Below are 13,063 nucleotides of genomic sequence, written 5' to 3'. Positions count from 1 at the left end.
ATCAGCTGTCACCGGTAGAGTTTGAAAAGCGTTACGCAGCGAGCCTGGAGAGTGTCTAGAAAACCCGGGGCGATTCACAAGGCGGCGAAAGTGTGAAGGCGTGGATAGAGTTTGCCTGCTCGCATCAGGTTTACCTGGTGGCAGGCCTGTGTGAAATAGACGGTATGCAGTTGTTCAATACGGCTGTGCTACTGGGTCCTGATGGGTTTATCGGCAAATACCGCAAGGCGCACCTATGGAACTTGGAAAAACTCTGGTTCACGCCTGGTGATACCGGATTTCCAGTCTTCGAAACGCCGATAGGCCGTATTGGCTTGCTGATTTGTTGGGATATCTGGTTCCCGGAGGTGCCACGTATTCTCGGCCAGCAGGGCGCCGATATCATTTGCAGCCTGAACAATTGGGTGTGGACGCCACCGCCGCTTTTCGATGAGGCGGGCAAATGCATGGCGTCGTATCTGACGATGACTGCCGCCCACGTCAATAACGTATTTATAGCCGCCGCCAGCCGCATTGGCGAAGAGCGTGAAGCGCGTTACCTCGGATGCTCGTTGATTGCCGGAACCAACGGCTGGCCGATTGGCGCGGTAGCTTCAGCCAATCGCCAGGAAATCCTGTTCGCCGACATTGATATCACCAGCGCCCGCAGCGCTCCGATCTGGAACAGCCTCAATGACCTGCAGCGTGATCGACGCAATGATCTGTACGATCAAATGCTCGGCTACTCCCAACACCCCGCCCTTCCACGCTGATCGGAGGGGGCGCTATGAAAACACTCATTACCGAAACGGGGTCCAGCCGGTCCAGGGCGGATCTCGCCGTCCTGATACTGGGGTCAGCCAGTGTGCTACTGGCGCTGTGGGTGGCGCTCAGCTGCCAATGGTCCTGGCCGAGCTACGCCGAGATGGTCGCAAGCCTGCCCCACCCGATTGCCTGGCTACGCTGGGTAGTTGGGGATATCAGTGAAGTAGCCTTTTACAAGCATGAACTGGCATCGCTTGGTTTGTTGGGCGGCGCCTACCTGGCATGGTGGGCGAGCAAACACGGTAAAGCGTGGCAGGGATTTTCTATTTCCTACGGAACGGGACTTTGGCCTTGGCTTGTCACGAGTTCACTGCTGGGATTAATGCTGAGCAATTTATTGTGGGGTTGGACCGTCACCGCACAAACGTGGCAACCGACGTTTGCAGCGTTCGTCTCGTTACCGGCAGCCATGGTCCTGATGTTCGGCGGCGGCTGGAAAGTTGCCGTAAACGGTGCGGTGTTGGGCGCATTGCTGGTGACGCCTATGTGCCTGCTGATCGTGAACTTCGTATGCGCTCCACTGAGTCTCCCCGTGGTGATTGGTAACGTGGTGGGCATGGCAATTGGCAGCGTCATTGCGTTTGTACTGTGTCGCCGAGTACCTGCGCTAGTGAGCTCTGATTACATACCCCCCGCCAAGCCGACATCCGCTAAACCGCCCACTTACGGTATTGCCTGGAGCCTGCGTCGGGTGTTGGCGGATTTTTCCGAAGCGCCATTTTTCGGAAACGAACTCGCGAGCCTCGGATTGCTGGCTGGTGTGTTGCTGGCCTATGCGCTAAACCCCATCAGCCCGGCGTATGGATCAGGCTTGGTCTTGCACCTGCTTGCCGCCCAGGCGCTGACATCGGCTCTGGGCGTCGTGATCTGGCGAAAACAGTGGATGAAACGAGGATGGTTTCCAACCTACGTTCCGCTGGTCTCTGTAGTGCCGGCAGCTGTATTGAGCCATGGTGGTAGTTGGGCAGTCATCGGTTCAAGTGCACTGCTCGGGGCTCTGGTCGCACCGCCACTGGCCTGTGCGATTGCCGGTCGCTTGCCCGCACATGTTCACCCGTATATTGGCAATGTCACCTCAATGGCGTTGAGCACGTTGATGATAGTGCCTTTGGTGGGTTGGTTAACCCAGATGTAGTTCTTCCCCCCCACGCTGCGCTCTTAGTGCAGCGTGGGGGGAGTAATAACAGTCCGACAGTTTGGCCTGCGTTCAAGGGGCACCTTTGCGAGATAAGCGTAAAAAAACAGGCATGTTATGCATTCATTGAGGTTGGTGCCGATGTGTCATCCGGTTGTTCTGATAACGGCAGTCACCTCCAACTCCAGCATTCCCCCACTGGGCAACCCCGCCACGCCCACCGCCGAACGCGCATGCCGGCCCGCCTCACCCAACACATCGATCAGCACTTGCGAAGCGCCGTCGACCACGGTGGAAAAGCGCTGGAATCCCTCGCCGCCGAACACAAACCCACGCACAAACAAAATGCGCTCGACGTTATCCAGTCCCACCGCCTGATCCAGCACGCTCAAGGCGCGCAGCGCGCAGGTTTGACCGGCCTGTGTCACCCGTACTGGCGAAGTCTCGTCCGTCACCGGCCCGCAGATCACGCCATCGCCCAGCCGGCACACCTGTCCACTCACATACGCCACACCCCCATGGATCGTCACCGGCACATAGTCACCTTTGGGCGCCGGCGCCTCGGGCAGTTGCAAGCCCAAGGCGGCGATACGTTCGCGAATACTCATGCGGGCTCCTCGACAAACGCCACTTGCCCACCCAACCAGCAACCCTGCACGTGCCCTGCCGCATCGTGACGAAAGCGCAACGATATTTGCGAAGGCCGGCCCATTGCGCGGCCCTGGCGGATGTACACAGGACGATCATCAGCAGTCACCAGGCCATTTTCCAGCAGGCCAAAGGACAACGCCGCAGCGGCGATGCCGGTGGCAGCGTCTTCGGGGTAGCCCGAAGATTTGGGGAACTGCCGCGCATCGAATTGGCGACCTTCAAGGTCCGACGCCGCGTAGGGATACAAGCCCGTGGAACCAATGCGCTCGCACAGTTGCTCCATGCGCCGAAAGTCCGGCTTGAGGCTGTCCAGCACTGACACGCTTTTCAGCGCGACCAGGGTCTTGACCCGGCTGGTGCTGGCGTTCTGGATCGGCAGCGGTGCCAGTTCGTTGGAGGTAATGCCCAACACCGACAGAATTTCGGCCTCCACCCGAGGGTCGCTCAAGGTTTCTACCTGCCCCTTGGGTTGGCTGATTTCGACTTGAATCTGCGGCGTGCCGGCATGGGTAATCCGTGCATCAACCCGCCCGCTCAACGTCCACAGCGCTAGGCGATCCTTGTGCAGCATACCCAATTGATCCAGCAGCCATAGGGCGCCGACGGTGGCATGGCCGCACATTTCCATCTCATGGTTGGGCACCCAGAAACGCAGCGCAAAATCGAAATCGCTGCCGGGCGGCGCGGCGAACACGAAACCGCATTCATGCCCGTAATCGCGGGCGACTTGCTGCATGTCGGCGTCACTCATGCCGTCGGCCAGCGCCACCGTGGGCGCGGGGTTGCCGCCACGCGTGGTGGCGGGAAATACATTCACCAGATGAACCTCGGGGATCATTTCGCCTCTCCCTTGAGGGTGGAAACAGTCGGCGCCACCGCGTCGACGATGGCATTGGTGTAGACCTGTTGCGGGTCGAGTGTCACGGGCTCGTTCTCGACGGCGTTCATGAAACCGATGTTTTTCTCGACGCCGTCTTTTTCGATTCGCGGCGTGGCTGGGTAGGACGGCAATGAAGCGCTCCAAGCAGCATCGAATATGGCCGCATCGGTGTGAGCAAAGTACGGGCGCACCGACTCGCGAGCCTTGTCCGGCTCACTGGCGATCAGGTGTTCGGCTTTCCAGATGGCGCGCACCAGTTTTTCGGCGGTGGGCTTGTTGCTGTTCAACCAGTCTTCCCGCGCAATCATTGCGGTGAACAGGAAGCCGTCCAAGGGTTTGTATTCGCCCTTGGCCAGGTCCATCAGCACAAAGCCGCCTTGCTGCGCCGCCGTGGTGACGGTGGGCGGCGACAGCGAGAAACCGTTGATGCTGCCCTGGGAAAACGCTGCCAGCATGTTCGGCGCGCCGCCGATGGGCATGATGGTGAAGTCCTTGTCCGGGTTCAGGCCGGCATCCTTGGCCAGGTAACGCACCAACATGTCGGTGGTGCTGCCGGGGCCGGTCACGCCGATCTTCAAGCCCTTCAGGGCCTCGGCACGCGCCGAAATGGGCGACGCGGCCGACACTCCCGCCTTGCGCGCCGACTCGCCGTCGATCACCACCGTGCTGCCGAACTGGGTCTGCACCGCGGCAAACGCCTGCACGTTCTGGCCCTTGGACCGCGCCCGCACCGCGACCGCAGGCAAGCCGACGTAGGCATCGGCATCGCGGCCAAGCACCGCAGTCAACGCCGCCGAGCCGCCTTTTTGAAACACGATCACTTCCACATTCAGGCCTTCTGCGGCGAAGTAGCCCTGCTTCTGCGCGACGTAGATCGGCACATACAGGAAGCCTTCGCTGGGGAACGCGAGGGTGACTTTGGTGAGGTCCTGGGCCTGGGCCGCCGACAGGAACGAGGTGCACAACAGACCCGCAATCACTAGACGCTTAAGCATGATCAAAGCTCCACAACTAAAGGGGGGTTAAACCGCGACTTCGCGTTCCGCCTCATTGGCTTTCCACGGCATCAGCTTGCTTTCAGCCAGCTTCACCGCCGTGTTCAGGATCAGCGCCAGGGCAATGATCCCCACCAGCGCGGCAAACACGCCGGCGGTGTCGAATTGCGAGGCCGCATCCGACAGCAAGTAGCCCAAGCCACGGTTGGCGGCGATGATCTCGCCCACCAGCGCGCCGATCAGCGCATAGGGCACCGACAAGCGCAGGCCGGTGAACACCCAGGTGAATGCCGATGGGATCACCACCATGGTCAGCAGGTCGCGCTCCTTGGCGCCCATCAGGCGCAGGATCGTCAGTTGTTCACGAGACACATTGCGCACGCCGCTGTAGGTGTTGAGAAACACCAGGAAGAACACCACCGCGGCGGTGAGGATGACTTTCATCGGCAAGCCGATGCCGAACCAGAGGATGAACAACGGCGCCAGCGCGACTTTTGGCAGGCTGTAGAACGCGGTCAAAAACGGGTCGAGGATGTCAGCCAGCAACTTGGCACGGCCCAGCACAAGGCCTGCGATGAAGCCCGCGAGGGAGCCGAAGAAAAAGCCCAACACTGCTTCCAGGGTGGTGATGCCGGCATGGTAGAAAAACACGCCGTTGAGCAGGATTTTCCACAGGCTCTGGGCCACGGCCGAGGGGCGACTGATGAAGAATTCCACGCCAAACCAACGCGAGACGCCCTCCCACAGCAGCATCAGGAATACCAGGAACAGCAAGCGATAAACCTGGATCATACGACCTCCAGCGAGTGAGCCAATGAAGAAGGGTCAGCGGCGCCGGCAACGTCCGGCGCCAGGCGTTTCCACAGTTCGGCGCAGAGCTCCACGTAGCGTGGGTCAGAGCGCAGGAGCACCAGGTTGCGCTCACCGGCCAGGGGGATGTCGAGCACGTGGTCGATAGTGCCGGGGCGGCCGGCGAACACCACGCAGCGGTCGGCCAAGGCGATGGCTTCGTCGACGTCATGGGTGACGAACATCACGGTCTTGTTGAGCTTGCGGCACAGGCGCAGCAGTTCGGTCTGCAGGGTCAGGCGCATTTGTGCATCAAGGGCGCCGAAGGGTTCGTCCATCAGCAGGGTTTCCGGATCGCTGGCCATTAGACGCGCCATGGCCGCACGTTTGCGCATGCCGCCGGAAAGCTGGTTGGGGTAGCTTTCGCCAAAACCAGTAAGGCCCACCAGCGCCATCAGTTCCTCAACCCGCGCCTCGATCTCGACCTTGGGCACGCGGCGAATCTGCAACGGCACCGCGATGTTGCCCGCCACCGTGCGCCACGGCAGCAAGTGATCGGCCTGGGTCATGTAGCCGACTCGGGTGTTCACGCCTTTGACCTCGGCACCGTCGTAGTGCACCACGCCCTCGGTGGGGCCGAACAGCCCGGCGGTCATGTTGAGCAACGTGGACTTGCCGCAGCCCGAAGGGCCGACCAGGGTGATGATTTCGCCGCGCTGGACCTCCAGCGACACATTGCGCACGGCCACAAACTGGCGGCCCTCGACGTTGAAGCTTTTTTGCACGCCTGAAAAACGGATAAAGGGTTTTGCGCTCACCGCCCCTCCTCGTCCGGTACGCCGGACTTGTCTGTTGTTGGTGAACAGAGGATGAACGGATGACCGTTTTGTGGCGCACGGGATCGGGCCGGATCATGCGCGGGATTGGGACATGAATAATGGGGAGTGCGACTGAAGAAACCGAATCAGAGGTGGTGGTGTATCAGCCACGCCGCCACTCATCCGGCGATACACCCAGCACCCGCCGAAACACATGGGCCAGGTGCGAGGGCGATTCATAGCCGACGTTGTTGGCAATCTCCAGCACCGACATGCGCGTGTGCCGAAGCAGCGTTTGCGCCCGCTCCAGACGCAGCCGTTGCACGTAGGCCAGCACCGTCTCACCCGTGTGCAGCGCAAAAAGCCGGGTCAAGTGCCGACGCGACATGTGGAACACCGCCGCAATCTCATCCAACCCCGGCGCGTGTTCAAGGTTGCCTTCCACATAGGCCTGCACATCGCGCACCAGCATGGCGCCGTGGCGCTCGGTGGAGGAGCGCTGCAGGCTTGGCTGGCTGAGGGAAACTGCCAGGCACTCAAGCAGCAGCAAGTGATCCGCCTGGGCCAATTGGCGACGGCGGTCGACATAGGGGTCGGGTTGGCTGAAGGCCTTTTTCGCCAGCAGCAAATGGTGCAGCGGCGCCGAGGTTTGCCAGATGCCCAGGGTGGGCACACGCAGCAAGCGGTTGGCGTCGCCGGACAGGTCACGCAGGGCATAGCGCATGTAGTCGGGGTCGACGTAGAACGCCAGGTGCCCCTGGCTGGGGGTCAGTGAAGATGAAGAATGACTGCACTGGGGCGGCACCAGCACGAACTGGCGTTCGATCACCGAGGTGGTGCGCCCGCTGTCTTCGTCCTTGAAACGCAACAAGCCGTGCTCAGGCACCATCAGCATGAACTCGTCATGGGCATGGGCCCCGGTTTCATAAGCGCCATTGGAGTTGAAGACGCTGTAGATATCGCGCATCGCCAGGCACTGCCGGTGGGTGTTGGAATAACGACACTAGCATGTTTGGTGCCAGTGCTGCGGTAGTGCATCTGCACTATCCTGAGCCCCAGGTGTCGTACTCCCATGCGCCCGACCCCAGGAGAACTTATGACCCAGGCTGTGCTTGCCAAAGAAACCAACCGTCGCCAGTTGCAGCAGATCATCTCAGGGTTGTCTGACGGGGTGATCCTGGCCGAGGTCGACCAGACTATTCTATGGGCCAACGAAGCCGCGCTGACCATGCATGGGGTGGGGGACGTGATGGGGCTGGGCGCCAATGGGCAGCAATACGCCGAGCGCTTCGCCCTGCGCTACCGCAATAATCACTCGGTGCAGCCAGAAAGCTACCCCCTGGCCCGCGCGGCGGCAGGCGATGAGTTCAGCGACGTGGTGGTGGAAGTCACCCCCACGGCCGATGCTGACAGGACCTGGGTGCACCGCCTGCGCAGCCTGGTGATCAGCGACTCCCACGGCGAGCCAGAGTTGCTGGTACTGATCCTCAGCGACGCGACTGAATGGGCCAGCGCCGAACAGCGCTTCGAGAAGACCTTCAACGCCAACCCGGCGCCGGCGGTCATCTGCCGCCTCAGTGATCTGCGCTACATCAAGGTCAACCAGGGTTTCCTGGAAATGACGGGGTACAACCGCGACCAGGTCGTGGGTAAATCCGTGTATGAACTGGACGTGCTGGAACAAGCCGAGCGCAAGGACCTGGCCATCCAGCGCCTGGGCGAAGGCGCGACCATCCCGCAGATGCAGGCCGAGCTGAGATTGCCCGCCGGCGGCAGCAAACTGGTGATCGTCGCCGGCCAGCCGCTGGACATGAACGAGGAAGACTGCATGCTGTTTTCCTTCATGGACCTGGAACCGCGACGCAAGGCGGAAATCGCCCTGCGCCAGAGTGAAGAACGCTTCGCCAAGTCGTTTCGACTGACGCCGGTGCCCACGCTGGTGTGCAGTGCCGACAACCGCCAGGTGGTAGACGTCAACGAAGCATTCATGAGCATTACCGGCTATACCAGTGAGGAACTGATCGGCAAGTCCATCGAAGACATCGACTTCATCGACAGCCCCCAGGCCGGTGCGCAATTGTTTGCCATCCTGGAAAAGGCCGGCAACCTCGATGGCCAGGACCTCAAGGTGCGCAAGAAAGGCAGCGAGGTGATCGACTGCGTGGTGTCTGCCGACACGGTCATCATCCAGGACGTGCCCTGTTATTTGCTGGTGCTGATGAACATCACCGAACGCAAGCGATCGGAACTGGAACTGGTGGCGGCCATCGAGGAAGTGATGCAGGACGCGTCGTGGTTCAGCCAGACCCTCATTGAAAAACTCGCCAATGCCAAAAGCGTCAACAGCCCCAAACTGCCGAACGTGGCGTTCACTGACCTGACCGCCCGCGAGCGGGACGTACTTGGCTTGATCTGCGAAGGGCTGGCCGACAAGGAGATCGCTTCACGCCTCAAACTGGCCCCCAATACCGTGCGTAACCACGTGGCCACGGTGTACTCCAAACTGGGGGTGCACAGTCGCAGCGCGGCCATCGTCTGGGCCCGTGAACGCGGGCTGTTCGCCGGTGAGTTGCGGGTCAGGAAATAGCCGTAAAAAGTGCAAATGCACTAGTGCCGCTAGTGCGAATTCGCCTTATGGCGCCCGAGGGCAAGCCCTACCCTTCAAGGCATCGACGTTATGCCTTGAAGGAACCCGAATGTTTACCCTTGCCCAATTGCGAAACTGCATCGAAGAAGGCCTGTCGCCTCTCACCTGTGAGTTCACCCTGTGCCGGGACGCGTCGCTGACCCTCAAGGTTTTCGACGCGCAAACCGGCCGGGTTGACCTGGTGGTCACCGGCATCAGCACCAATCGGCTGCAGACCCCGCAGGAAGTGGAAAAAATGGTTGAGGAGCTGCGTTACGAGTTGCAGAGCAACAACGTAGGCAAACTTACTCTGGATGACTGGCCTTCAGCGACGCCCCTATAAAGTAGAACACCCCGCCTGCGACGATAAACGCCCCGAGCATGAAAAACATGGCAATGGCCGGTAGGCTGGCCAGCACCAGACCGCACAACACAGGTCCCAGGGCTGCTCCCAGGTTGGACAGGTTTTGCGCTCCGTAATACATGCCGCGCAAGGGGTCCGGGGCGATCCGGTCGATGAACATGTACTCCGCCGGAAACACGATAATCTCGCCCACCGTGAACACCGCCATTGCCAGCACCCACCAGAGCACGCTGGTGGACAGGGCAAAGCCAATCAACCCCAGCATAAACATGCCAAGGCCCGCGACCAGCCATTGGCTCAAGTAGCGGTGCGAAATCCGCCGCCCGATCACATACTGCAGGGCAATCACCAGCACGGCGTTGGTGGTCAGCACGGCGCTGATCACGGTGTAGGTATATTCCGCCGTCGTGGTGGTCACCAGGTATTGGGACAGCCAGGCGGTGAACTGGCCGAACACCACGGCACTCAGCACCCCGCCGAGGGTGAAGCACACCAGGCGATGATCCTTCAACAACACCCGCCCAACCGCCAGGAATGACACCGGTTTTTGCGTGACGTCCACAGTGGCCAGGGTGCGGTCGCCCCAGCGCCAGTAGAGCAGGAAAAAAACCACCCCCAACAACGCCGACAATATGAACGGCAGGCTGATAGCCCACTTGGCCACCAACGCGCCAAATGCCGGCCCGACCGCGTAGCCGATGTTGGTGAGGGTGTATTTGATCGAAAACACCTCGCTGCGCCCATCCTCCGGCAACAGGCTGGCAAAACCGGCTTTGACGGCGATGTCGATGACGGCGTAAGCGAGGTTGATCAGGATCAGGCAGGCGTAGAACGTCCAGATTGTCTGGGCGAGTACGGTCCCAATGAAACCCAGCACAAACAGTACGCTCAGGCCGAGCAGCAGCCGGTAGCTGCTGATACGGTCGACGAGAAAACCGCCGTACACACTGAGCAATGAACTGACGATCAACGAACTGCCGATCACCAGGCCCACCTGGGTGATGTCCAGGGCAAAGTGGCTGGAGAGATAGATGACGAGGTAGGGAAAGGTGATTGCCTTGGCCAGCGTCAGGAGCAACGTGGCGGATAGCAGTAGGTTCACGGTCCGGGGGTAGTTTCTTATTGTGGCAAGCATCCTGCTCTCTTTTTCCGTAGGGGTAACGCGGCCTTAATGGCCGCTTACCTTAACGCAAGAACAGGTAAAAAACGCGGGTCATTTCTTCACGGGCGTGATCTCGAGAATGGTGCCGTTGGTGGTCTTGAGCAATACGAATTTATCGTTCACCCGGGCCCACTGGCTGTCGGCTTCGGGCTGCTTGAGGCCACGTTTTTTCCAGTCACTGACGGCCGACTCCTTGCGCATCAGGATATCCGGGGCGCGGTCGCCCTCTTTCAAGTCACGGGTATTGATGTTGGAAGGCTGCACGGTTTCCTGCGGCGTATCGCCGGCCTGGGCGACAAAACTGGCAGTGGACAAGCTACCGGCGACCATCAGGCAAGCAACGAGGGATTTGGCTTTCATGGGTGCTCCTTCAATTAATGACGCGTACCCAGGTTCCGACCGCTGGCGCGCAGGATCATTCAACCCAGTATGATCCCCCCTGTGGCGAGCGCCTGAACACGGGTAGAGTCATTCGAGCGAGAACACATCGCGTTTATCCGCTAAGATTCCGAGCTTTCCCAATTCCTCAGGAACCGCCATGTCCACGACTCAATTCGTCGTCCTTCTTCTGGTCATTATTACCGTGGTGGCGCTTTACGTGTTTGGCACCTATCAGGAGCTGACGTCGCTGCGTGACCGCCTGGACAAGGCATCGGCCCAACTGGCAGCCCTGCGCAAACGCAGGAGTGAGGGGGCTCTCGACGACGCCCAAGACGTTGCCGAGCTGGACAACCTGATCGCATCCACCCACCAGCGCTACACCGATGCCGTGTTGAAATACAACGCTTACAAGCAAAAGCGCCCGACCGCCTGGGTGGCCAATCTCACCGGCCACCGTGCTGTGGTTCAACTCCAAGACTAAGACCCTTGCCCCCGTGAAATAACTGCTGTAATTTTTCATGAAATTTATCGAAATAAATTTCATGAACCCACAAGATGAACTCGCTACCCTCGCTGCGCTGATTCACGACCTGCGCAAGCACAAGAAGCTCACCCTCGCCCAGCTCGCTGACAAAATCGAGCGGTCGGTGGGCTTCCTGTCCCAGGTCGAACGCGGCCTGTCGCGTCCCACCGTGGCCGACCTGACCGCCATCAGCCACGCCCTCGACGTGCCCACCACCTATTTTTACAGCCAGCCCAAGCCCAAGGCCGTGGACTGGATCACCCGTCCCAATGAGCGGCGCACGGTGTATTACGCCAATGGCATCACCGACATTCTGGTCTCGCCGAGCATGACCGGCGCGTTCTCGATGCTCGACAGTCTGCTCGCCCCCGGCGCCAATAGCGGTGAGCAAACCATGAGCGACCGCGCCGAACAGGCCGGCTTTGTGCTGGAAGGTGAGCTGACCCTATGGGTAGAAGGCGAAACCGACGCGGTCACCCTGCTGCCCGGCGACAGCTTTCACCTGGCCAGCTTCGCCCACTGCCGCTACGCCAACCTTACCGATCTGCCCGCCCGCGTGTTGTGGGTCTACAACTAGGAGCTGCACCCGTGAAAAGCCAATCATCCACGTTGCTGGCCGAAGTACGGACCTTCCGCCAGAACTACCCCGACGTGCGTTATGTCGACCTGATCGCCCTGGATATCCCCGGGCATTTCTACGGCAAGCGCTACCCGGTGGAGATGTTGGAAAAGGTCGCCGCCGGTAGCCCGTTGAAACTGCCGCAGAACGCGGTGCTGTTGGGGGCCCAGGGTGGGCTGTTCAAGATCGGTGATTACTGCTTCAACGACGGCGACCCGGACGCCAACCGCCGCCTGGTGCCCGGCACGCTCAAGCCGGTGAGCTGGGAGTCCCAACCGCTGGGCCAGATGCTGATCACCTCGGACGGCACCGAGGCCCCCATCGAGTTCGAACCCCGTGAAGTACTCGCCAAGGTGCTGGCGCGCCTGCACCACAAGGGCATCCACCCGGTGGTGGCGTTTGAATTGGAGTTCTACCTGTTCGACAAAAAGCTCGCCGACGGCCTGCCCCAATTCGCCCGCGACCCGCTCAGCGGTGACCCTGACGACCAGCCCAACCTGCACATCGAGCGCCTGTCGCGATTCAGCGCCGTGCTCGACGACATGGCGCAAACCGCCAAAGACCAGGGCATCGACGTCACGGTGATCACCGCCGAAATCGGCCCCGGCCAGTTCGAGATCAACTTCGGCCACCTCGACGACGGGATGCGCGCCGCCGACTGGGCCGCCCTCTTCTGCCGCAGCACCCGCGGCGTTGCACTCAAACACGGCTATCGCGCCAGCTTCATGGCCAAGCCGTACCTGCCATTTCCGGGCAGCGGCATGCACGTGCACGTCAGCCTGTACGACGGCGCGGGCAACAACCTGCTCGCAGCGCACCAGCAACAACCCTTGCGCCATGCAGTGGCCGGGTGCCTGGAGCTGCTGCCCCACTGCATGCCGATCTTCGCGCCCAACCACAATGCCTTCCGCCGCCTGGGCGGCGCGGTCAACGCGGCAACGCGCGCCAGTTGGGGCTTTGAAGACCGCGATGCGTGCGTGCGCATCCCCGACTCGGACCCACGCAACCTGCGCATCGAGCACCGGCTGGCGAGTGCCGATGCCAACCCATACCTGGTGCTGGCGGCGATCCTCGTTGGTTTGGAGCACGGCCTTGAAAGCAAAGGCGAACCCATCCCCCCGCTGAATGAAGATCGCAGCAGCGGCGCCGACTTTCCCGTGGAAATGCTCGACGCCGTTCGCGCCATGCAGCATCAACCGGTAGTACGCGATAAGCTGGGCGGCGAGTTTGTCGACGTGTACTGCGAGAATAAACGTCAGGATCACCTTGCCTTCCAACACGAGATCCATGCGCGGGAATATCGCTGGTTTCTCTAA

Annotated in this window: 14 protein-coding genes and 1 pseudogene; 7 read left to right on the top strand and 8 right to left on the bottom strand. The window is 60.7% G+C overall.

Annotation, left to right across the window (positions count from 1 at the left end):
* Nucleotides 1-83: 83 nt before the first annotated feature.
* Nucleotides 84-752, top strand: a pseudogene (locus CQ041_RS25320) (nitrilase family protein); the annotation flags it as partial.
* Nucleotides 753-766: 14 nt separating this feature from the next.
* Nucleotides 767-1,939, top strand: coding sequence for a hypothetical protein (locus CQ041_RS25315; protein WP_177429422.1), 1,173 nt, complete (start codon nucleotides 767-769; stop codon nucleotides 1,937-1,939).
* A gap of 146 nt (nucleotides 1,940-2,085) precedes the next feature.
* On the opposite strand, the gene CQ041_RS25310 is transcribed toward CQ041_RS25315, so the two are convergent.
* From CQ041_RS25310 to CQ041_RS25285, 6 genes are all read right to left on the bottom strand, one after another.
* Nucleotides 2,086-2,547: a RidA family protein gene (locus tag CQ041_RS25310; protein WP_105525121.1), complete on the bottom strand. Its 462-nt coding sequence runs from the start codon at nucleotides 2,545-2,547 to the stop codon at nucleotides 2,086-2,088.
* A complete protein-coding gene (locus CQ041_RS25305) occupies nucleotides 2,544-3,428 on the bottom strand; it encodes a PhzF family phenazine biosynthesis protein (RefSeq protein ID WP_105525120.1) in 885 nt (294 codons plus the stop codon). Before CQ041_RS25305 ends, CQ041_RS25310 begins: the two co-directional genes overlap by 4 nt.
* On the bottom strand, nucleotides 3,425-4,465 hold the full coding sequence (locus CQ041_RS25300) for an ABC transporter substrate-binding protein (protein WP_105525119.1): 1,041 nt from the start codon (nucleotides 4,463-4,465) through the stop codon (nucleotides 3,425-3,427). The genes CQ041_RS25305 and CQ041_RS25300 overlap by 4 nt, the downstream gene beginning before the upstream one ends.
* Nucleotides 4,466-4,492: 27 nt before the next feature.
* A complete protein-coding gene (locus tag CQ041_RS25295) occupies nucleotides 4,493-5,257 on the bottom strand; it encodes an ABC transporter permease (protein WP_105525118.1) in 765 nt (254 codons plus the stop codon).
* Complete coding sequence (locus CQ041_RS25290; RefSeq protein ID WP_105525117.1) at nucleotides 5,254-6,072, bottom strand: ABC transporter ATP-binding protein; 819 nt, start codon at nucleotides 6,070-6,072, stop codon at nucleotides 5,254-5,256. Before CQ041_RS25290 ends, CQ041_RS25295 begins: the two co-directional genes overlap by 4 nt.
* Nucleotides 6,073-6,235: 163 nt before the next feature.
* Nucleotides 6,236-7,039 (bottom strand): AraC family transcriptional regulator, encoded by an 804-nt coding sequence (locus CQ041_RS25285; protein WP_105525116.1) that lies wholly within the window; start codon nucleotides 7,037-7,039, stop codon nucleotides 6,236-6,238.
* Between the two features lie 129 nt (nucleotides 7,040-7,168).
* On the opposite strand from CQ041_RS25285, the gene CQ041_RS25280 reads away from it, so the two are divergent.
* The gene (locus tag CQ041_RS25280; protein ID WP_105525115.1) at nucleotides 7,169-8,659 is read left to right on the top strand and encodes a PAS domain S-box protein; all 1,491 of its coding nucleotides are present in this window, start codon (nucleotides 7,169-7,171) and stop codon (nucleotides 8,657-8,659) included.
* Between the two features lie 109 nt (nucleotides 8,660-8,768).
* A complete protein-coding gene (locus CQ041_RS25275) occupies nucleotides 8,769-9,041 on the top strand; it encodes a DUF1652 domain-containing protein (RefSeq protein WP_105525114.1) in 273 nt (90 codons plus the stop codon).
* Here the strand turns inward: CQ041_RS25275 and CQ041_RS25270 are convergent.
* Both CQ041_RS25270 and CQ041_RS25265 read right to left on the bottom strand, forming a co-directional pair.
* Complete coding sequence (locus CQ041_RS25270) at nucleotides 9,004-10,197, bottom strand: MFS transporter (RefSeq protein ID WP_105525113.1); 1,194 nt, start codon at nucleotides 10,195-10,197, stop codon at nucleotides 9,004-9,006. The genes CQ041_RS25275 and CQ041_RS25270 overlap by 38 nt on opposite strands.
* A gap of 78 nt (nucleotides 10,198-10,275) precedes the next feature.
* Entirely contained in the window at nucleotides 10,276-10,584 is a 309-nt protein-coding gene (locus tag CQ041_RS25265; protein WP_105525112.1) for an RcnB family protein, read from the bottom strand.
* A 178-nt stretch (nucleotides 10,585-10,762) separates the two neighbouring features.
* Between CQ041_RS25265 and CQ041_RS25260 the strand changes: the two genes are divergently transcribed.
* From CQ041_RS25260 to CQ041_RS25250, 3 genes are all read left to right on the top strand, one after another.
* Nucleotides 10,763-11,086: a hypothetical protein gene (locus tag CQ041_RS25260; protein ID WP_105525111.1), complete on the top strand. Its 324-nt coding sequence runs from the start codon at nucleotides 10,763-10,765 to the stop codon at nucleotides 11,084-11,086.
* Nucleotides 11,087-11,147: 61 nt separating this feature from the next.
* Complete coding sequence (locus CQ041_RS25255; protein ID WP_105525110.1) at nucleotides 11,148-11,705, top strand: helix-turn-helix domain-containing protein; 558 nt, start codon at nucleotides 11,148-11,150, stop codon at nucleotides 11,703-11,705.
* An 11-nt stretch (nucleotides 11,706-11,716) separates the two neighbouring features.
* A complete protein-coding gene (locus CQ041_RS25250) occupies nucleotides 11,717-13,063 on the top strand; it encodes a glutamine synthetase family protein (protein WP_105525109.1) in 1,347 nt (448 codons plus the stop codon).

The organism is Pseudomonas sp. MYb60 (assembly GCF_002979555.1).
Taxonomy (GTDB): Bacteria; Pseudomonadota; Gammaproteobacteria; order Pseudomonadales; family Pseudomonadaceae; genus Aquipseudomonas.
Note: the sequence above shows the minus strand (reverse complement) of the source record. Positions and strands in the feature narration are given on the sequence as shown.